General features: G+C 47.0%; 20 protein-coding genes. 8 read left to right on the top strand and 12 right to left on the bottom strand.

Annotated elements, in window-relative coordinates:
* Positions 1–162: 162 nt before the first annotated feature.
* Together JQC93_RS19365 and JQC93_RS19360 are read left to right on the top strand one after the other, a co-directional pair.
* The gene (locus tag JQC93_RS19365) at positions 163–1,158 is read left to right on the top strand and encodes a hypothetical protein (RefSeq protein ID WP_205159981.1); all 996 of its coding nucleotides are present in this window, start codon (positions 163–165) and stop codon (positions 1,156–1,158) included.
* Entirely contained in the window at positions 1,155–1,745 is a 591-nt protein-coding gene (locus tag JQC93_RS19360; protein WP_205159980.1) for a hypothetical protein, read from the top strand. The genes JQC93_RS19365 and JQC93_RS19360 overlap by 4 nt, the downstream gene beginning before the upstream one ends.
* A 209-nt stretch (positions 1,746–1,954) precedes the next feature.
* On the opposite strand, the gene JQC93_RS19355 is transcribed toward JQC93_RS19360, so the two are convergent.
* Positions 1,955–2,554 (bottom strand): recombinase family protein, encoded by a 600-nt coding sequence (locus JQC93_RS19355; RefSeq protein ID WP_205159979.1) that lies wholly within the window; start codon positions 2,552–2,554, stop codon positions 1,955–1,957.
* Positions 2,555–3,403: 849 nt separating this feature from the next.
* Here JQC93_RS19355 and ilvG point away from each other — a divergent pair.
* From ilvG to ilvA, 5 genes are read left to right on the top strand one after another with little or no spacing between them, the layout of a single operon-like run.
* On the top strand, positions 3,404–5,107 hold the full coding sequence (gene ilvG / locus JQC93_RS19350) for an acetolactate synthase 2 catalytic subunit (RefSeq protein WP_205159978.1): 1,704 nt from the start codon (positions 3,404–3,406) through the stop codon (positions 5,105–5,107).
* Positions 5,108–5,129: 22 nt separating this feature from the next.
* Entirely contained in the window at positions 5,130–5,414 is a 285-nt protein-coding gene (gene ilvM, locus JQC93_RS19345) for an acetolactate synthase 2 small subunit (RefSeq protein WP_205159977.1), read from the top strand.
* Positions 5,415–5,424: 10 nt separating this feature from the next.
* Positions 5,425–6,360, top strand: a complete 936-nt coding sequence (ilvE, locus tag JQC93_RS19340; RefSeq protein WP_205159976.1) for a branched-chain-amino-acid transaminase — start codon at positions 5,425–5,427, stop codon at positions 6,358–6,360.
* 30 nt (positions 6,361–6,390) lie between these two features.
* Positions 6,391–8,232 (top strand): dihydroxy-acid dehydratase, encoded by a 1,842-nt coding sequence (gene ilvD, locus JQC93_RS19335; RefSeq protein WP_205159975.1) that lies wholly within the window; start codon positions 6,391–6,393, stop codon positions 8,230–8,232.
* Between the two features lie 47 nt (positions 8,233–8,279).
* Positions 8,280–9,809 (top strand): threonine ammonia-lyase, biosynthetic, encoded by a 1,530-nt coding sequence (gene ilvA, locus JQC93_RS19330; RefSeq protein ID WP_205160002.1) that lies wholly within the window; start codon positions 8,280–8,282, stop codon positions 9,807–9,809.
* A gap of 62 nt (positions 9,810–9,871) precedes the next feature.
* Here the strand turns inward: ilvA and JQC93_RS19325 are convergent, their stop codons facing one another.
* Positions 9,872–10,645: a transporter substrate-binding domain-containing protein gene (locus JQC93_RS19325; RefSeq protein WP_205159974.1), complete on the bottom strand. Its 774-nt coding sequence runs from the start codon at positions 10,643–10,645 to the stop codon at positions 9,872–9,874.
* 87 nt (positions 10,646–10,732) lie between these two features.
* Between JQC93_RS19325 and JQC93_RS19320 the strand changes: the two genes are divergently transcribed.
* Positions 10,733–11,476: an amino acid ABC transporter permease gene (locus JQC93_RS19320; RefSeq protein WP_205159973.1), complete on the top strand. Its 744-nt coding sequence runs from the start codon at positions 10,733–10,735 to the stop codon at positions 11,474–11,476.
* Positions 11,477–11,528: 52 nt separating this feature from the next.
* Here the strand turns inward: JQC93_RS19320 and JQC93_RS19315 are convergent, their stop codons facing one another.
* The 10 genes from JQC93_RS19315 to atpB form a co-directional block, all read right to left on the bottom strand.
* Complete coding sequence (locus tag JQC93_RS19315) at positions 11,529–13,187, bottom strand: sensor domain-containing diguanylate cyclase (protein ID WP_205159972.1); 1,659 nt, start codon at positions 13,185–13,187, stop codon at positions 11,529–11,531.
* A 103-nt stretch (positions 13,188–13,290) separates the two neighbouring features.
* Positions 13,291–14,652, bottom strand: coding sequence for a bifunctional UDP-N-acetylglucosamine diphosphorylase/glucosamine-1-phosphate N-acetyltransferase GlmU (glmU, locus tag JQC93_RS19310; protein WP_205159971.1), 1,362 nt, complete (start codon positions 14,650–14,652; stop codon positions 13,291–13,293).
* A 143-nt stretch (positions 14,653–14,795) separates the two neighbouring features.
* Positions 14,796–15,218: a F0F1 ATP synthase subunit epsilon gene (locus JQC93_RS19305; protein WP_084884495.1), complete on the bottom strand. Its 423-nt coding sequence runs from the start codon at positions 15,216–15,218 to the stop codon at positions 14,796–14,798.
* Positions 15,219–15,236: 18 nt separating this feature from the next.
* Positions 15,237–16,640, bottom strand: a complete 1,404-nt coding sequence (atpD, locus tag JQC93_RS19300) for a F0F1 ATP synthase subunit beta (RefSeq protein WP_205159970.1) — start codon at positions 16,638–16,640, stop codon at positions 15,237–15,239.
* A gap of 30 nt (positions 16,641–16,670) precedes the next feature.
* Complete coding sequence (gene atpG / locus JQC93_RS19295; protein ID WP_205159969.1) at positions 16,671–17,537, bottom strand: F0F1 ATP synthase subunit gamma; 867 nt, start codon at positions 17,535–17,537, stop codon at positions 16,671–16,673.
* Between the two features lie 41 nt (positions 17,538–17,578).
* Positions 17,579–19,120 carry a F0F1 ATP synthase subunit alpha gene (atpA, locus tag JQC93_RS19290; RefSeq protein WP_205159968.1) on the bottom strand — a complete coding sequence of 514 codons (1,542 nt, stop codon included), beginning with the start codon at positions 19,118–19,120 and terminating at the stop codon, positions 17,579–17,581.
* Between the two features lie 12 nt (positions 19,121–19,132).
* Positions 19,133–19,666: a F0F1 ATP synthase subunit delta gene (atpH, locus tag JQC93_RS19285; RefSeq protein ID WP_205159967.1), complete on the bottom strand. Its 534-nt coding sequence runs from the start codon at positions 19,664–19,666 to the stop codon at positions 19,133–19,135.
* A gap of 14 nt (positions 19,667–19,680) precedes the next feature.
* Complete coding sequence (gene atpF / locus JQC93_RS19280; RefSeq protein WP_205159966.1) at positions 19,681–20,151, bottom strand: F0F1 ATP synthase subunit B; 471 nt, start codon at positions 20,149–20,151, stop codon at positions 19,681–19,683.
* Positions 20,152–20,208: 57 nt separating this feature from the next.
* Positions 20,209–20,466 carry a F0F1 ATP synthase subunit C gene (gene atpE / locus JQC93_RS19275; protein WP_168837430.1) on the bottom strand — a complete coding sequence of 86 codons (258 nt, stop codon included), beginning with the start codon at positions 20,464–20,466 and terminating at the stop codon, positions 20,209–20,211.
* A gap of 52 nt (positions 20,467–20,518) precedes the next feature.
* Positions 20,519–21,328 (bottom strand): F0F1 ATP synthase subunit A, encoded by an 810-nt coding sequence (gene atpB / locus JQC93_RS19270; protein WP_205159965.1) that lies wholly within the window; start codon positions 21,326–21,328, stop codon positions 20,519–20,521.
* Positions 21,329–21,333 lie beyond the last annotated feature (5 nt).

The raw sequence follows: 21,333 nt of genomic DNA, 5'->3' as shown, positions 1-21,333 counted from the left end.
AGTTGAACAGAGATAGTTTGACCAATATCCGCTTACGGCTTGATAGCAACCTCGTAGATGAGCTTGAACGCATAGCCAAAAGGCAGGACACAACCATAACCAGAGTAGCAAGCAAAGCCCTCAAACTTTATACACAAACGCACGCCCACGGAGGCAACCAAGATGAAAACAATAGAATACGCACCTGATACCCTTAACACTTTCCAGTCTCGCGGAGCTACCATTGATGAGCTGTTTGGCGCATCTGACTGGATAGACTACGACCTTGTCGAGCTGATAAGTAAAGAAGGTCAGCAAAACCCTATCCGAGTAGCCATTACCCAAGCGCTAGGCGACAACAAGCCCCGACTTTATTTGATAGATGGCCACCACCGCACGCTATCAGCATCCCTTGACGATATTGCTGTTATTGGCTTTGAACCAGAGGAAATGGAATGGCATGAGTTTATCAAACAGAATGCCCTCGCCAACTACCACAAACTCGCAGAAGCCAAGACCACAAATGCCCAACGCAAAGAGATGGCATACTCATACATGTCCAACCTTTTGTTATCCGATGGCTACGTAAAGAAAGCTGAGTTTGTTGAGCTATTCCGTAGTGCCACTATCAGCGCTGATACTCTCAAACGTATGTGGTCTCGCATCAATAAAGCATCACAGCTTGACGGTTTTGTTTTCCCTCGCAACTACGCGCAACTACTATCAGAGATACGTAAGTTTGAGGGCAACGAGACCCCGCAACCGGACAACATGGTCTTGAAGCAACAAGACAAACTCGATGCCATTGGCAACATACTTAACGAATGTAATGAGGCTACACTGGCTGCCCTGCCTGAATATCTCAAACAGATAGACTACATCCGAGCACGCGCTGTCCAGAAAGAAATGACCCGATACCGCAACCGCAAAGATGTTCAAGAGTCAGCGAGGAAAACGGTACGCAAGTCTATCGAGACAAAAGCGGTCGAGGTTGGCAACTTGTACAGAGACACTTGGCACGCTGCCATGCTGCTCCAAAACATCCACAAGAAACCAGAGTTAAAGCAAGAACTGTTTGACCTGCTACTCACTGATGATGCTGTCAATAAGCCAGAGCCAGAGATAGAGAAGGTTATCCAGTATGTCCAAGTTGACGAGCATGGCGAGGTTATCTTGTGAGGTTTGATAGCAAGTTTGAAAAGCTTTGTTTCAACTCGCTCACGGCATTGCCTGACGCGAAAGTGTCGGGTATTCCAGCCAACAGGCTTTACGGTACGGATAAGAAGTTGAAGCCTAGGCGCTTTGACTTTGCCCTCAGTGTCGCTGGCAAGCGTGTTGTCGTTGAATGTAAAGACGGCCACATGCGTACCATACCCGCTCACAAAGCCAAGTTGAAAGAACTCAAAGCCAAGTATCGGTATGCTACAAAGAATGCCACTGTGCGCCGCCTGTTGGCCGCTGAAAACGATAACCACAGCATAGAGCGCAACTTGATGGGTTTCTGGCAAGCCACTGCTCACGACTATCACAGCGCCCTCTTGTTGGTAAAGGATAGCGTCTGGACAGATACATGGCGTGATAAGTATGGGTTATTTATGGATGTGTTGAAGCGGGATAGATATAGCGGCATCCCTGCCTTTTGTATGGCAGAGCGACACGTCGAATACTTACCCCAGATAATGGCACTTGAACCATTGGGCGAGCCTTGTGTTTTGTTTGAACTGGACAGCGGAAAAGCAAAGGTTATTGCTGTGGGGAACATGTAGGGTGCAACTGCACCTTGTACAAATTTCTGTTGAATAGGGTGCAAATGTTGTGACTAGCCTCGGCACTTTGTGTCGTAGGGCGCTATTTGGGTGCAACTGCACCTTGAACATTTTTTGTTTTTACCATTACCATTTGGCAACAATAGATAGGCATGTAGAGCTGTATTTGGTTCTGTTTGTATGGCATTCCTTTGCCCACCAAACGCCCCCTACGCGCTCTTGTTGGCTCGTAGCGCCCTGTAAAGTGTAGCCACGCCAATACCTGCTGCCTTGGCTGCGGCCTCTTTGCTCAAACCCTTTTCCAGATACCCAAGCGCCTGCTTGATGTTGTCGGTTTTATGAGGTCGCCCACCTTTCATCTTCCCTGCTTCCTTTGCCCTTTGAACACCGAGCCTCGTTTTCTCGTTCTGAATATCCCGTTGCATCTGCCCCATAGCAGCCAACACAGTGAATAAGAACTTACCCGTGGCCGTGGTCGTATCCATCGACTGCCCACCAAGGTTATGTATCACCATGCCAATGCCACGCGCTTCCAGTTCCTGCGCCAACTCCAACAACTTACCAGTGTCCCTACCTAATCGCGACAAGTCGTACGCTATCAACTTATCACCCTCTTCCATCTGTCCCAGTAGCTTATCAAACTGCTCGCTCTCAACTCGCGTGCTTATCTTCTCGCTCACTACGACAGCGTCAGGATAGTGTTTCATCAGCTCCTCGGTTTGGGTAGCCAGTTCTTGCCCTTGCGTGCTTACACGCGCATAAATGTATTCAGTGCCTTTGGCAGTGCTACCATTTTTAATGCCTGTCATTTTTATCATCTTACCTTGTTGTGTGTAGGGTTATGATAATACTATCTTCTGACCCACCATCCAACCGTTTTGATAGGGCATTGATAACGTTTTATCATTTATCTTTTGACCAACATCAGATGATAGATAGCCATCGCAGATGGATGCCCTTGCCTCTGGCAATAGACAACATGTCGATTTGGCATACTGGCGAAAATATTTGCCCCACACAGCAGCTTTGCTGATGCTATCGTTTTCTACGACAGAAACGAATGAGGGCGACCCCACAAGCACCCCCGTACCCCTATTTGGAAACCGTAGAACCCCTAGATGACCCGTCCATACACCGGAGGGGCTAAAAAATACTTGAGTTTCACAGCGGAAAGTCGAAGGCCAAAAAATTTTGGGAAGGGTGAAAAATATTTAATGGTTAATCTACCCATCAATCTTGAACGCCGGCATCCCTCCACTAATATGCACTTCGACTCTTACCAAAGGGGCATCAACACCCACACATGCCCGGCTGAAAATAGTGGCCAAGCCCATTACTTTTCACCTTTAAAATAGCGTTTAAATCATGCTAACTCAGGCGCAGAGAAAAGATAGTTATGAAAAAAGTATGAATTTTTACTTGTCACAAAACCGAAAACTGTGATACCACTTACTACAGCAAAATAAACGAACACAAACACAACATTAATGATGACTGTCGCTACTCGTATTAACACACTGATTATCCTGCTGGTCGTGGTGATTATTAACACCGCGGGCGGGCGAGTAGGCGAAAGATAGACAGCCAGATTTTAAAAGCCCCCGCACTGAAGAGTCCGGGGGCTTTTTTATAATTTATAAAAACAGGGAAAAGGGATTATGGGAGCACAAGAGACGCAACAGCCCGAAGAGGCAGGCGCAGCAACACCAGCACCGTTAACCGGGGCACAATTGGTGGTGAAAGCTCTACTGCAAGAAGGCATTAAAACCATTTTTGGTTATCCTGGTGGCGCGATCATGCCCATCTATGATGCGTTGTACGATGGTGGGGTTGAGCACATTCTGTGTCGTCATGAACAAGGCGCCGCAATGGCAGCCATTGGCATGGCACGTTCAACACAAGATGTCGCAGTATGTATGGCAACGTCAGGCCCTGGTGCCACCAACCTTGTCACTGGCCTTGCGGACGCATTTTTGGACTCGGTACCCATTGTTGCGATAACTGGACAGGTCGCCAGCTCGCATATTGGTACGGATGCCTTCCAGGAAATGGACGTGATTGGTATGTCTTTGTCCTGTACCAAACACAGCTATTTGGTTACCGACATCAACGACCTTGCTCCAACACTTGCAGAGGCATTTGAAGTGGCGAAAAGTGGACGCCCTGGCCCTGTGATTGTCGACATTGCTAAAGATGTCCAGTTAGGTGAAGCGCCCGTTGCGAAGCTACCGCACTTTGCGCCTCCGATGATGCCAACCCCTCAACCTGAGCACTTTCGTTTAGCGCAAGCCATTCTTCGCGAAAGCAAACGCCCTGTGCTGTATGTTGGTGGCGGCGTGCAAATTGCGCGAGCAACAAAATCGGTAAGACGCTTTCTTAAAGCAAACCCAATGCCTTCTGTTAGCACATTAAAAGGCCTTGGCTCTGTTGAGCGACACGACCCTCATTACCTAGGTATGCTCGGCATGCATGGGACAAAAGCTGCCAACTTAGTGGTTCAGGAATGTGACTTATTGATTGTTGTCGGCGCTCGATTTGATGACCGAGTCACAGGTAAGCTCGACACCTTTGCCCCTCATGCAAAAGTGATTCATATCGATATCGATAAAGCTGAGTTTAATAAGCTTCGTCATGCGCACGCGACCCTTAGAGGCGATATCAATACCATATTGCCTCAAATGGGAATGGATCATGATATTTCACCCTGGGTTCATCACTGTGAAAGCTTACGCACTGCATTTAAGTGGCGTTATGACCACCCAGGTGATCTCATTTACGCACCGCTGCTGCTTAAACAGCTGTCCGATATGATGCCCGACAGCTCGATGGTGTCGACAGACGTTGGTCAGCACCAGATGTGGGCTGCGCAACATATTCAACCCCGTGATCCGCAAAACTTCATTTCTTCTGCCGGTCTCGGCACGATGGGATTTGGATTACCCGCGGCAATGGGGGCTGCTGTAGCGCGCCCAAACGATCAATCCATTTTGGTTTCTGGGGATGGCTCGTTCATGATGAACATTCAAGAGCTAGGTACGCTTAAGCGTCGCCAAATTCCAGTCAAGATGGTACTGATCAACAACCAACGATTAGGTATGGTGAGACAGTGGCAATCGCTGTTTTTCGATGGTCGACACAGCGAGACGATTCTGGACGACAACCCAGACTTTGTCATGCTGGCAAAAGCGTTTGATATTCCAGGAAAGACAATCACTCGTAAAGATGAAGTTGAACCCGCACTGAAAGAGATGCTGGCGTGTGAGACGTCGTACTTATTGCATGTATTGATCGATGAAGAAGAAAACGTGTGGCCTCTGGTTCCACCGGGCGCTTCCAACGAAGACATGTTAGAAAACACTTAATACCCAAGAGCTAGGAAACACTATGGAAAGATACTTACTTGATATCAAAGCGGACGACAAACCTGTGCTTCTGGAGCGTGTATTACGTGTAGTACGCCATCGCGGGTTTACCGTTCGACAAGTTGCAGGCACTCAAAACCACCAGAGCAGAATTGCCAGCGTGGAAATCATTGTAGATAGTGAACGTCCAATCTCATTTTTGACCAACCAAATTGAAAAGTTGTGGGATGTCATCAGTGTAGAAGTGATTAAAATCGATAATAATGAACTCCCAAACAACAATTTACAGCAAAAAGTAAACGCATAAGGAAGGCAACATGTCTAAGAGAACGGCTGATTTTATTTGGTTTAATGGCGAAATGGTTCCATGGGCAGAAGCCAATGTCCATGTGCTTACCCATGCAATGCATTACGGCACGTCTGTATTTGAAGGGGTTCGTTGCTATAACACTCCAAAAGGGCCAATTGTTTTCCGTCATAAAGAGCACGCACAGCGTCTTAAAGACTCTGCAAAAATTTACCGCTTCCCAATCCCGTACACGGTTGACGAAATTATGGAAGCAACGCGCGAGACGCTTCGTCAGAACAAATTAGAGTCAGCGTACATTCGTCCACTCGGCTTTGTCGGAAATGTTGGCTTGGGTGTCTGTCCTCCGGTTGATACAGAAATGGATCTGATCATCGCTGCATTCCCATGGGGCTCATACCTTGGCGAAGAAGCGCTAGAAAATGGTGTTGATGCGATGATTTCAAGCTGGAATCGCGCAGCGCCAAACACGATTCCTACCGCAGCTAAAGCAGGTGGTAACTACCTGTCTTCATTGCTTGTTGGTGGTGAAGCACGTCGCCACGGTTACGATGAAGGTATCGCATTAAGTGTTGATGGTTACTTATCTGAAGGCGCTGGCGAGAATATTTTTGTCATTAAAGATGGTGTCCTTACAACACCACCAGCCACCAGTGCCATATTGCCGGGCATTACTCGTGATTCGATCATGACCATCGCCAAAGACAAAGGCTATGAAGTGCGCGAAGCCAACATTGCACGTGAAGCGCTTTATCTTGCTGACGAAATCTTTATGACTGGCACCGCAGCGGAAATCGTACCGGTGCGCTCTGTCGACCAAATAACTGTGGGTGAAGGCAAACGTGGCCCAATAACGCACGAGTTGCAATCCACCTATTTCGGCCTGTTCAACGGCACCACTGAAGACAAGTGGGGCTGGTTGGACTACGTATATCCACAAGATTAGGGTCTACCCACAAGATTAAGGAAAATAGTAATGCCTAAGTATCGTTCAGCAACAACCACCCACGGTCGTAACATGGCGGGTGCACGCGCATTGTGGCGCGCGACCGGTGTCAAAGATGAAGATTTCGGTAAGCCCATTATTGCAGTAGTCAACTCATTCACCCAATTTGTTCCAGGTCACGTCCATCTTAAAGACTTGGGTCAACTGGTCGCTAGAGAGATTGAGGAAGCTGGCGGCATCGCCAAAGAATTTAATACCATTGCGGTCGATGACGGTATCGCTATGGGTCATGGCGGTATGTTGTATTCGTTACCTTCGCGCGAGCTTATCGCCGACTCTGTGGAATACATGGTTAATGCACACTGCGCCGATGCGATGGTGTGTATCTCTAACTGTGACAAAATCACTCCAGGAATGCTGATGGCGTCAATGCGCCTGAATATTCCGGTTATTTTCGTCTCCGGCGGTCCGATGGAAGCCGGTAAAACCAAGCTCTCTGATCAAATCATCAAGCTCGATCTGGTTGATGCCATGATGCAAGGTGCGGATCCTTCGGTATCGGATGAACAGAGCGAGCAGATCGAACGTTCAGCCTGTCCTACCTGTGGATCATGCTCTGGTATGTTTACCGCCAACTCAATGAACTGTCTCACTGAAGCTTTGGGTCTATCTCAGCCAGGTAATGGTTCAATGCTGGCCACACACGCAGACCGCGAACAGCTATTTGTGAACGCTGGTAAGCGTGTTGTTGAGCTCACCAAGCGTTACTACGAACAAGACGACGAAACCGCTCTACCGCGCAATATTGCCACTAAAGAAGCGTTTGAAAACGCGATGGCATTAGATATTGCTATGGGTGGCTCTACCAACACAGTATTACACCTACTAGCGGCGGCTCAGGAAGGTAACGTCGATTTTGATATGGCCGATATAGATGCCATGTCGCGTCGCGTTCCAAACCTATGTAAGGTTGCACCTTCAACCCAGAAGTACCATATGGAAGATGTGCACCGCGCAGGGGGTGTGATGGGTATTCTAGGCGAGCTCGACCGAGCCGGATTATTGAATAACCAAGCCAGAACGGTTCTTGGCCTAAGCTTTGAAGAGCAACTAAAAGAATACGATATCATGCTGACTGAGTCTCAAGAGGTGAAAGACTTCTTTAGAGCCGGTCCTGCGGGCATTCGTACCACAAAGGCCTTTTCGCAAGACTGTCGCTGGGACACGCTGGATGACGACCGTGAAAATGGCTGTATCCGCACCAAAGACAATGCCTACAGCCAAGATGGTGGTTTGGCCGTGCTTAGCGGGAACATTGCTCTGGATGGCTGCATCGTTAAGACTGCAGGCGTTGATGAAAGCATCCTTAAATTTACCGGCCCAGCGGTGGTGTTCGAAAGCCAAGAAGACGCGGTTGATGGCATCTTAGGTGGCAAAGTGAAAGCCGGAGATGTGGTCGTTATTCGCTACGAAGGTCCTAAAGGCGGCCCAGGCATGCAAGAGATGCTTTACCCAACCACTTATCTTAAGTCCATGGGTCTTGGCAAAGAGTGTGCGCTATTAACTGACGGTCGCTTCTCAGGTGGTACCTCTGGACTGTCGATTGGTCACGCATCTCCGGAAGCGGCCAATGGCGGCGTGATCGGTCTGGTGAACAGCGGTGATACCATTGCTATCGATATTCCAAATCGTACCATCTCATTGGAAGTGAGCGAATCAGAGCTCGCTGCGCGTCGTGCTAAACAAGATCTGCTGGGCTGGAAACCTGCGTCACGAGAGCGCCAAGTGTCCTTTGCTCTGAAGGCTTACGCCAGCATGGCCACCAGCGCCGATAAGGGTGCAGTTCGCGATAAGTCGATGCTTGAGGAGTAATCATGTCCCATGGGAATGAAGATTCAGAGGTCGCGACCGATGAACGCATGATGGATATTCCACACAGTGGCGCAGATTATCTGCGCCATATCCTACGTGCACCGGTATATGAAGTCGCCAGTGATACCCCGTTGCAGGATATGCCTCGCTTGTCTGAACGTACCGGCAATCAGGTACAAATAAAGCGTGAAGACCGACAGCCAGTTCACTCGTTTAAGCTGCGCGGCGCCTACAATATGGTGTCGAGCCTTAACCAACAGCAAAAACAAGCCGGTGTGATTGCCGCATCAGCGGGTAACCACGCACAAGGTATGGCGCTATCGGGGACCAAGTTAGGCATAAAGACCATCATTGTGATGCCTAAAACGACCCCAGACATTAAAGTAGAAGCTGTTCGCAGTTTTGGTGGCGAAGTGGTGCTTCATGGCAGTAACTTTGATGAAGCGAAAGCCGAAGCGGAAAGACTCTCTTCGCTTCATGGTTATACGTTTGTCCCACCTTTTGATCATCCATTGGTGATCGCAGGTCAAGGCACGATTGGCATGGAAATGCTCCGTCAAAACGGACATTTAGATGCGATTTTTGTCCCTGTTGGGGGAGGCGGCTTAGCGGCCGGTGTTGCTGTATTGGTTAAGCAGCTAATGCCAGAAGTGAAAGTCATCGCGGTAGAGCCCGAAGATTCAGCGTGCCTCAAAGCCGCACTCGACGCGGGCGAGCCAGTGGTGCTTGATCAAGTCAGTATGTTTGCTGACGGTGTAGCCGTTAAGCGCATTGGCGAAGAGACGTTTAGGCTTTGCCAAAAGTATATTGACGATCATGTGACGGTCTCTAGCGATGAAATATGCGCAGCAGTAAAAGATATTTTTGAAGATACCCGCGCCATCGCAGAGCCTTCTGGCGCTCTTGCACTGGCTGGGCTTAAAAAATACGCCGAGAGCCATCACTGGTGCGACAAAAAACTCGCCACAGTACTATCAGGTGCCAATACCAACTTTCATGGCTTACGTTACGTTTCAGAGCGCTGTGAGCTAGGTGAAAAACGTGAAGGCCTATTGGCCGTCACCATTCCTGAACGTCAAGGGGCCTTTTTTGAGTTTTGCCAACTGATTGGTGGTCGAGCGGTCACCGAGTTTAACTATCGCTATAACGATCCAGACAGTGCCAATATATTTGTCGGCATTCGATTGCAAGAAGGTCAGGCAGAGCTTGATCATATCATTGGCGATCTAAAACAGGGTGGCTATGACGTTGTCGATTTATCCGATGACGAAATGGCCAAGCTGCACGTTCGCTATATGGTGGGAGGCAAGCCTAAAAACAGCTTACACGAGAAGTTATTTAGCTTTGAGTTTCCAGAGTATCCTGGCGCGCTATTGAAGTTTTTAAGCACACTGGGCACCCACTGGAACATCAGTCTATTTAATTATCGCAACCATGGCGCTGACTATGGTCGAGTATTGTGTGGCTTTGAGTTAAGCGAAACGGATTTAATTCGCTTCAGCGAACACCTCGAGTTCTTGGGGTATCAGTTTAAAGATGAATCCGACAACCCGTCGTATAAGTTCTTCTTAAAATAATAGTAAAACGGTCACCTCATTCGGTGACCGTTTTTTTATCTATGCACACGCGTAGTGAGCGGTTACATACTCTTTAGACCCCATTTTTGAGCCGTCTCTTCAAAGAAGCCCTGCGTTTTCTTCAGCTCAACCCAATGGTTCACATAATTAATCCATACTTGATCATTTTGTGGAAGCAACATAGAAATCGGCGTTGGCTTGCGCGGCTCATCCACTGGGACAATCGCCAATTGGCTAAATTTTGTGACTAAGGTTGCGGCTTCAACATTCGAGGTTACGCTGACATCGGCGCGGCGAGCAAGCAACTCCTGAAAGTCACGAGCGGGCGCTTCAATCACAATATGCACTGCATTCGGGAAAAACTCTTTAACCATTTTTTCTTGGACTGTACCAAGAGTTGCCGCCACTTTAATGTCGGCGTTATCAAAATCAGACCATTGACTGAATTTCTCTAGATCCTTTTTTTGCACCACAGGGACAAAAGCAAGGTAGAAGTAGGGTTGACTGTAGCCTGCTACTTTCGCTCTAGACATGTTCAGAGATGCACTGCCTGTGATGTCGTATTTATTGGCGGTAATACCGTTGACCAAGGTTTTCCAATCTGTCGCAACGAACTCAACTTCAACACCTAGATCCTTGGCTAGCTCTGTGGTGACGTCAATATCGAATCCTCGATAACTGTTGGTGGCAGGATCCTTCATAGTCATAGGATTCCAATCACCTGTGGTTCCAACTCTCAGTTTTCCGCTGTTTAATATCTCTTGTAAACGGCTCGTCTCGGCCACGGCAGATGCACTCAACACCGCTAAACCCAATGCTAAAATCCACTTTTTCATCTCGATTTCCTTTTATTGACGCACTTTAGTTAAGTTATTGTTACCATAGCAGTCTATTTTTTCATTTGTTAGTCACAAGAGTCTGTTTTGACAAATAAAGCGCGTCTTAGCTTATTTGCCCCGCTACTTCTCACTGGGTGCAGTGATTACCAATGGGGCTGGTATGTACTTGATCCATCAACGCAGCAGGGTCGAACCAACCTTACGTTTTTAATGAACGGTTTCGGCGATACGATTGCGGTATCACTGTTAAGCATGGTCTTTGCCATGTTGCTAGGCTTTGCTATAGCTCTTCCTGCGCTCTCCTCCTACGCGCCATTACGCTGGGTGAACCGTGTGTATGTAGAGTCCATTCGTTCGATTCCTGTCCTAGTACTACTGCTATGGGTTTACTATGGGATGCCGACACTGCTCGATGTTTCACTCAACCATTTCTGGGCAGGAGTGATCGCGCTATCGATTGCAGAGAGTGCGTTTATGGCGGAAGTTTTTCGCGGTGGCATCCAAGCCATTTCTCGTGGCCAACACGAAGCAGCTGAATCTTTGGGGTTAAGCTACTGGAGCAAAATGCGCCTAGTTATTTTCCCACAAGCATTTCGACAGATATTGCCTCCACTCGGAAACCAATTTGTCTATATTCTAAAAATGTCATCGCTTGTCAGTGTCATAGGACTAAGTGACCTTACTAGACGAGCCAATGAACTCGTTGTAAACGAGTATTTACCGCTAGAAATTTACACATTTTTGGTGCTTGAATATTTGGTGTTAATCCTGGTCGTTTCACAAGCAGTGCGTTGGATGGAAAAGCGTATTGCGATACCAAGTCACTAATGTAAAAAAGCGCACATTTTGTGCGCTTTTTGGTTTTGCATCAAACCACGAATTAAACACTCGACAGTTGCGCTTTCTTCTTTTGCTCAAGGCTTTTGGCGTAATGTATAGCTCTGTCACGGCCCTGCTCTTTCGCGTCATATAGAGCGATATCGGCACATTTAATTAACTGCTCTGCGTCATTGGTATCGGTTGGAGCCTGAGCAACACCGATTGAAACACCTAAGCGACCTAACGAAAGCCCTTTCATCTCTAAGTGCAACTCACGAACTTTATCACAAATACTTTTAGCGTAAGTAAGCGCTTGCTCAGCGTTTGAGTTAGGCACTATTATCGCAAGCTCTTCTCCTCCAAGGCGACATACAATGTCGTTACTTGAAGCATGCTCGAGTAATAGATTACTAATCGTTTTTAGGACGTAATCACCGGCATCATGACCAAAGTTATCATTGAATCGCTTGAAGTGATCAAGATCCAACATCAGCAGTGACATTTCTTCACCGTCACGCTCGGCATTCAATAACGCCATGTCTAACTGCTCTTCAAAGTGTCTGCGGTTGTACAAACCTGTCAACGGATCGCTCACTGCTTGAAAACGCAACTTCTCTTGCATGTTTAGGTTTGCCAAAGCCAGCCCAAGATGCTCAGCAACCGTAAACGCCAATTGCCTCGTATGTTGATCGACTGAGACATTCGGCTCACCAAAATACAGGTGCAGCATACCTATCGTATTTCCGTGTGCCGTCAATGGTATGCACATAGTTTGATCGTCGCCAACGGCGCTCATGTGGGCACACGAGATGCAATGAAAATCGTCATGAGTTAGATGAAACTTACCTTTACGCAAAGACCAACACTCTTCGGGCGCGTAAGTGTGAGCAGCCGGCCATGGCTGGCCCCAATCCAACTTAACTTCTAAGATATTGCGTGAAGAACGCATAATGGCGACACTGCCATTGATATCTCCCAGAATGCGAGGGATCAAATCGGCCACCACGTCTTGGGCTTCGCTGATCGATTTACACGCCGCCAGCATGTTAGCCAGTCGATGCAGCAATTCGATTTCGTATGTTCGCTGGGCAATACGTTCTTCTTGCAAGCCTTGTTCTTTTTGTACGCGTGCCGTTATTTGGCGGTTACTGATGTAAGACGACGTTGCCAACAATGCAACACTAGCAACCGCTAATACCACCAAGATAGCCATTAAGTGCTGCGCCATTTTCCCAAGCAAGTGCAAAGGAAGAGACAGGCGGATCACATATTCATTGCCCGATACGTACAGTTTTTTGGCGACATAGAGTAAGTCAACTTGCTGAGTCTGACTGTAACGAATAGCTTTACCTGTGCCGTTTTCCCAGGCTTCATTAAACTCGGGTCTGTTACCATGATTATCTAAACCAGAAAGCGCACGCGCCGATAATGAAGAGTCGCCGACAACGATTCCGTTTGGATCGATGACGGTAATACGTTGGTCAGCAGAGGCTTGAGTGAGATGCCCAATATAGTCATCGATGGAAATAGTAAGGAAATCTGGGTTGTCCTCTTCTATTTCATAGGTAATGTCCGATAGCAATGACTGGGCGTAGCCTGTCATGCTCGCTTCAACCCACTTCTCTAACGTAATTTTAAAATAGTTGAGCCCTAAGGCCATGGTGACAATTAAAGTGACTATGGGGAATAGCTGCCACTTTCTATCAATAATACTCGTCATACATCATCCTTGACCAAGTAACAATATTTCGTTCTGTATAGCAAAAATAGTACAAAAAAGCCACCTAAACAAGTTGGTGGCTTCATGATTTAACTACAAAGGATTATTTTTTCTTAACGGGTCTTTCCCAACCAGAAATTTTGCGCTCTTTCGCTCGGGTTATCACCAGCTCTCCTTGGCCAACATCTTTGGTCAATGTTGTGCCCGCACCAATTGTAGCGCCATCGGCAATGGTAACCGGAGCGACAATTTGGCTGTCTGAGCCGACAAACACATCATTACCAATAACAGTTTTATGCTTGTTCGCACCATCATAGTTGCATGTGATAGTACCAGCACCAATATTGGTTCTTTGTCCTATTTCGGAATCACCCAAGTAGGTCAAATGGTTGGCCTTAGAACCTTCACCCAATCGAGCATTTTTCATTTCGACAAAATTCCCTACATGGGAATTATCACGCATTTCCGCGCCTGGTCGAAGTCGAGCAAAAGGACCGACAGTGCAATCTTCCGCCACAGTTGCTTGTTCAATAATGCTGTACGGTTTTATGATTGTATTGTCATCGATTTCGCAATCAATAAGCACAGAGCCTGTACCAATAAAAACGTTATCCCCAAGGGTGACATTACCTTCGATGATGACATTGGTATCTATTTCACAATCCATTCCGCACTGCAGTGTGCCGCGAATATCAAATCGAGATGGATCGCGAAGCATAACACCCTGCTCTAACAAAGTTTGAGCCTTAAATGACTGGTAGGCACGCTCTAATCGAGCCAGTTGTGCGCGATCATTCACACCTTCGACTTCGATTTTACTCATTGGATGAACAGCTTCAACCGCATGTCCCTCCGCGTGTGCCGCCGCGATAACATCAGTCAGGTAGTATTCACCTTGAGCATTGTTATTGTTTAACCCTGATAGCCAGCGCTTTAGATCTTTGCCTGTAGCAGCAAGCACACCAGTGTTAATTTCCTTAATGAGCTTCTGCTCATCGGTTGCGTCTTTTTGCTCTACAATCGCTACTACAGGGCCATTTCGACGTACTATGCGGCCATAGCCCATCGGATTATCTAACTCGACCGTTAATAGCGCGATACCGCCAGTAGGTTGTGCTTCAAGAAGGTTCTCAATGGTCTCTTCAGAAATCAATGGTACATCGCCATAGAGAACTAGGATTTTCTCATCATCTTCAAAACTAGGCGATGCTTGATCCACGGCGTGGCCAGTGCCAAGCTGATCTTGCTGCAAGACCCAATTGACTGGCTCGTTTCCGAGTTCAGACTTCATTTGCTCGCCACCGTGTCCGTAGACCAAGTGAATGTTGTTTGCACCTAAGCTTACACATGTGTCTATCACGTGCTTAGCCATAGGTTTCCCAGCCAGGGTATGTAGCACCTTAGGTTTATTTGAATACATGCGGGTGCCCTTTCCCGCAGCCAATATTACCGCACTGAATTTCATGACGTTTTTTCCTAATTATTTTAGCTGCCCGAAGTGTACACAAATTTACCCACTCAATTAAGCTCTAGGCAAAAATTCGCATGACGAATAAACAAAAAGGCAGCCAATAGGCTGCCTTTTTCTCAATCATTAATCAAAAACGATTAACGACCGCGCTTGGTCAACTCGATTACTCGAAGCTGAGCAATGGCTTTAGCCAGTTCACTGGCCGCTTGAGCAAAGTCCATATCGCCGTGCTGATTTTGGATATTCTCCACAGCTTTGCGTTTGGCTTCTTCTGCTTTCGCTGCGTCTAGCTCTTCACCACGGATAGCGGTATCAGCCAGTACAGTTGATGTACCAGGCTGAACTTCTACCATACCACCAGAGACATAAATGAACTCTTCGTGGCCGTGCTGCTTCACAATGCGCACCATACCAGGCTCAATAGCGGTCAGCAGCGGAGTATGACCATGGAAAATACCAAGTTCACCTTCGCTACCGGTCACCTGAAAGGTTTCAACGCGACCTGAGAATAGTTTCTCTTCTGCGCTAACCACATCTAGGTGAAAGGTTATTGCTGCCATATCGCCTCCTAATTAGCCTTATAGCTTCTTCGCATTCTCAAGAGCTTCGTCAATGTTACCGCAGTACATGAACGCTTGCTCTGGAATGTCATCGTATTCACCAGCTAGTAGACCTTTAAAGCCACGTAGTGTCTCTTTAAGAGGTACGTATACGCCAGGGTCACCAGTAAATACTTCCGCTACGTGGTAAGGCTGAGTAAGGAAACGCTCAATCTTACGTGCACGTGATACCACTTGCTTATCTTCTTCAGATAGCTCGTCCATACCTAGGATAGCAATGATGTCTTTAAGCTCTTTATAACGCTGAAGCGTGATTTGAACGCCTGTTGCGATATCGTAGTGCTCTTGACCAACAACCAATGGATCAAGCTGTCGTGAAGACGAATCCAATGGGTCGATTGCTGGGTATAGACCCATGGCTGCGATGTTACGGTTTAGAGTAACAGTTGCATCCAAGTGAGCAAAGGTGGTTGCTGGAGACGGGTCAGTCAAGTCATCCGCTGGTACATAAACCGCCTGAATAGACGTGATAGAACCGGCTTTTGTTGACGTGATACGCTCCTGAAGCACACCCATCTCTTCTGCAAGAGTTGGCTGATAACCTACCGCAGATGGCATACGGCCTAGAAGTGCCGATACCTCTGTACCCGCAAGGGTATAACGGTAAATGTTATCGATGAACAACAATACGTCACGACCTTCATCACGGAAGCGCTCAGCCATTGTTAGACCAGTCAGGGCAACACGTAGACGGTTTCCTGGTGGCTCGTTCATCTGACCATATACCATGGCCACTTTCGACTCTTCTGGGTTCTCGACGTTTACAACGCCAGCTTCCTGCATTTCGAAGTAGAAATCGTTACCCTCACGAGTACGCTCACCTACACCGGCAAATACTGAAAGACCAGAGTGCTGAAGGGCGATGTTGTTGATAAGTTCCATCATGTTAACGGTCTTACCAACACCTGCACCACCAAACAGACCGATTTTACCACCCTTAGCGAATGGGCAAATCAAGTCGATAACTTTTACACCTGTCTCTAGAAGTTCAGTCACATTAGACTGCTCTTCATAGCTTGGTGCTGGACGGTGAATAGAGTAAAGTTCCTCTGCACCGACTTCACCGCACTCGTCGATTGGGTCGCCGAGTACGTTCATGATACGACCTAGGGTCTTAGTACCTACTGGTACTGAGATTGGAGCGCCTGTATTTACTACTTCCACTCCACGACGTAAACCATCTGAGCTTCCCATTACGATACAACGAACTACGCCACCGCCTAGCTGTTGTTGAACTTCAAGAACAAGACGTTCTTTCCAGTCCGTTACGTTCAGAGCGTCATATACACCTGGTACATCACTCTGTGGGAACTCTACGTCGACTACCGCACCGATGATCTGTACGATCTTACCTGTAGCCATCGTTAAATCCTCTAATTTAGTTTCCTAAGCTTAAACCGCTGCTGCGCCACTCACAATCTCTGACAGTTCCTGTGTAATCGCCGCTTGACGCGCCTTGTTATACACAAGCTCTAACTCATCGATGAGGTTGGATGCATTATCTGTTGCAGCTTTCATGGCAATCATTCGAGCTGCTTGCTCACACGCTAGGTTCTCTACAACACCTTGGTAGACCTGTGACTCTACGTAACGCAACAACAGTGCGTCGAGTAGAACCTTAGGCTCAGGCTCATAGATGTAATCCCATGCATGATCGCGTTGCATTTCTTCGCTATCTGATTTAGGCAAAGGCAGTAATTGATCGATCGTTGGTTCTTGCGTCATTGTGTTAACAAAATTGTTGTACACCACATATAGACGATCCAGCTCTTCTTCATTGTATTTCTCCAGCATCACGCCGACAGAACCAATCAAGTCTTCAAGGCTTGGTTCATCACCAAGTCCCGATACCTGTGCTGCCACTTTCGCGCCACTGTTGTTGAAGAAGGCTGTTGCTTTAGAACCAATAACAGCCAGTTCGATTTCAGCACCGTTCTCTTTCCATTCTTGCATGTCGGTCATCGCCTTTTTAAAAAGGTTGATGTTCAAACCACCACACAATCCACGGTCGGTAGACACAATGATGTAACCCACTCGCTTAGCTTCACGCTCCTCTAGGTACGGATGTTTGTACTCTAGACTTGCATTCGCTATGTGACCGATCACTTTACGCATAGTTGTCGCGTATGGACGAGACGCTTCCATTGCATCGTTACTACGACGCATTTTTGAAGCGGCTACCATTTCCATCGCTTTCGTAATTTTCTGAGTGCTTTTCACACTACCGATTTTATTACGTATCTCTTTTGCGCCGGCCATTGTTACTCTCCATTAGGAGTGACAATTTCTGTCACTCACCTTTACCAAGTTTGGGTTGCTACAAACTCATCAGCTAGCTTTTTAAGCTGCGCTTCGATGTCATCGTTGTAAGCACCTGTTTGGTCGATTTCAGTCGCAAGATCTGCGTACTGTGCACGAGCAAACGATAGCAACGCCGCTTCAAAGTCTAGAAGCTTGTTCAGCTCTACACTTTCTAGGTAACCACGCTCTACTGCGAAGATAACCAAAGCTTGGTCAAAAACAGACATTGGAGCGTACTGCTTCTGCTTCATTAGCTCAGTTACTTTCTGGCCGTGGTCTAGCTGTTTCTTAGTCGCTTCATCCAGGTCAGATGAGAACTGAGCAAACGCAGCAAGTTCACGGTAAGCAGCAAGTGCTGTACGGATACCACCAGACAGTTTCTTGATGATCTTAGTTTGCGCTGCACCACCAACACGAGATACCGAGATACCCGGGTCTACTGCAGGACGGATGCCTGAGTTGAATAGTTCAGTTTGCAAGAAGATCTGGCCATCGGTGATAGAGATAACGTTGGTCGGTACGAATGCCGATACGTCACCCGCTTGGGTTTCGATAATTGGCAGTGCCGTTAGAGAACCGGTTTTACCTTTCACTTCACCATTGGTGAACGTCTCAACGTAGTGCTCACTTACACGTGCAGCACGCTCTAGAAGACGAGAGTGGAGGTAGAAAACATCACCTGGGAATGCTTCACGACCTGGTGGACGCTTAAGCAATAGTGAAATTTGACGGTAAGCAACAGCTTGTTTAGACAAGTCATCGTATACGATAAGAGCATCTTCACCGCGATCACGGAAGTACTCACCCATTGCACAACCCGCGTAAGGCGCTAGGTATTGTAGTGCAGCAGATTCAGACGCAGAAGCAACCACTACAATAGTGTTCTTCAGTGCATCGTGCTCTTCCAGTTTGCGTACGACGTTAGCAATAGTCGACGCTTTTTGGCCGATTGCTACGTAGATAGAGAAGATACCAGAGTTTTTCTGGTTAATGATCGCATCGATCGCCATTGCTGTTTTACCAGTTTGACGGTCACCGATGATCAGCTCACGCTGGCCACGGCCGATTGGGATCATTGAGTCAACAGATTTGTAGCCAGTTTGAACAGGCTGATCAACCGATTTACGATCGATAACCCCTGGTGCAATCACTTCGATTGGCGAAGATAATTTCGCATCGATAGGACCTTTACCATCAATTGGCTCACCTAGCGTGTTAACCACACGACCAAGCATCTCTGGACCCACTGGTACTTCAAGGATACGACCAGTACCAGTTACTTTTGTGCCTTCCTTCAGGTCAGCATACGGTCCCATTACAACAGCACCTACCGAGTCACGCTCGAGGTTAAGTGCTAGCGCGTAACGGCCACCCGGTAATTCAATCATTTCACCTTGCATTACATCTGCAAGGCCATGGATACGAATGATACCATCGCTTACCGAAACGATAGTACCTTCATTGCGAGCTTCACTAACAACTTCGAATGACTCGATACGTTGTTTGATTAGATCGCTTATTTCCGTGGAATTAAGTTGCATTTTCAATCCCCATTAAGACTGCAAAGCTTCACTCAGACGACCGAGTTGACCTCGGGCTGAGCTATCAATGACTAAGTCTCCGGCTCGAATAATAACCCCACCAAGTAGGGTCTCATCTATACTGCAATTCAGCTTAACTTTGCGTTCAAGACGCTGCTCAAGTTTGCTGCTGATGTTCGCTTTTTGCTCGTCTGAGAGAACAGCGGCAGAAGTCACTTCTACGTCGATCTCTTTTTCAAGCTCTTGCTTAAGCACAATAAATTGTGCACATACATCAGGAAGGGCCTCTAAACGGCCATTCTCAGCCATCACTTTAATAAAGTTTTGACCGTGCTCATCAACTTGGTCGCCACACACAGCTACAAAGATTTCACTTAGCCTATTGGCTGAAGTCGAACTTGTTAAAAGTTCATGAACCTGTTCATTGTTGGCAACTTCTGCAGCAAAAGTCAGCATTTGGCCCCATTGGTCCAACGCTCCCTTTTCTACAGCAAAGTCGAATGCTGCTTTAGCATAGGGGCGTGCGATAGTAGTCAAATCAGACATTTGCGCCCCCAGACTTAAAGTTTTGCAGTAATGTTGTCGAGAATATCTTTATGAGCGGCTTCATCAATAGAGCGCTCCAAGATTTTCTCGGCACCAGCTAACGCCAGAGTGGCAACCTGTTTACGCAGGTCATCGCGAGCTCGGTTACGTTCAGCTTCAATTTCCGCTTCCGCTTGCGCAAGAATCTTCTGGCGTTCCGCCTGAGCTTCTTCACGCGCTTCATCGACAATCTGAGCTTTACGCTTATTAGCTTGTTCGATAACTTCGGTTGCAGTGCGCTTCGCTTCTTTTAATTGCTCAGAAGCATTGGCTTGTGCTAGATCCAAGTTCTTTGCTGCACGTTCGGCAGCGGATAGACCGTCAGCAATTTTTTTCTGACGCTCTTCGATCGCTTCCATGATTGGTGGCCATACATACTTCATGCAGAACCAAACAAACATAGTAAACGATATAGCTTGACCTAGCAGAGTTGCGTTCATTTCCACAACAGCTACCCCTTCTTATTAATCAACGACAAAATCCAGTTTGTTTTGAGCTATCGATTAACCAGCAAGTTGACCAACAAATGGGTTCGCGAATGTGAATAGTAGTGCGATTACGATACCAATCATTGGAACCGCATCCAATAGACCTGCAATGATGAACATCTTAACTTGAAGCATTGGAGCCATTTCAGGTTGACGAGCCGCACCATCTAGGAATTTACCACCTAAAAGAGCAAAACCAATTGCTGTGCCTAGTGCACAAAGACCAACGATGATTGCTACTGCGATTGCTGAAAAGCTTAATACAGTTTCCATTACTATCTCCAAAAATAAAAATTGACGTATTGTCGTGTAAAAATTTTAAAACTTAATGATCACTATCTTCGTGTGCCATTGATAGATAAACAATGGTCAACATCATAAACACGAAGGCTTGAATCAGGATAATTAGTATGTGGAAGATTGCCCAAGGGAGCGAACCCATCCACTGTAAATACCATGGCAGCATTGCTGCACAAAGAATAAACACTACCTCACCCGCGAACAAGTTACCGAATAGACGCATACCCAGTGAAAGAGGTTTCGCCAGTAGCGATACAACTTCAATAAGCAAGTTAAACGGAATCATTGTCCAGTGGTTAAATGGATGCAGTGCTAATTCGCGTGCAAAACCACCTAGACCTTTTACCTTGATGCTGTAGTACACCATCAGAGCAAAAACGCCTAGAGCCATAGCCATGGTGATGTTCACATCGGTAGTTGGCACTATCTTCAAATACGGGATGCCTAGCCAGTGTTCTGCTGGGTATGGAATGAAGTCAATTGGCACAAGGTCCAATAGGTTCATCAAGAATATCCAACAAAAAACCGTTAGGGCCAGCGGTGCAATCAGTGGGTTACGTCCATGAAAGGTGTCTTTGACGTTTTGGTCGACAAATTCAACTACCATTTCAACAAAACACTGCAACTTGCCTGGCACACCCGTTGTTGCTTTCTTAGCGACAGAATGAAATACCCAAAGGAAAATCACACCCATCACAAAAGAAAAGAACAAGCTATCTATGTGTACGTTCCAGAAACTGCCCTCTTCCACCAAACCTAATTTAACTAATGATAAATTGGTTAAGTGGTGAGAGATGTAACCGGACTGTGTTAGCGCTTCACCTGGCGCAGCCATAACAT

The sequence above is a fragment of the Vibrio ulleungensis genome, assembly GCF_016900875.1.
In the GTDB taxonomy this organism is placed as follows: domain Bacteria; phylum Pseudomonadota; class Gammaproteobacteria; order Enterobacterales; family Vibrionaceae; genus Vibrio; species Vibrio ulleungensis.
This window is presented reverse-complemented; position numbering and strand designations above follow the sequence as displayed.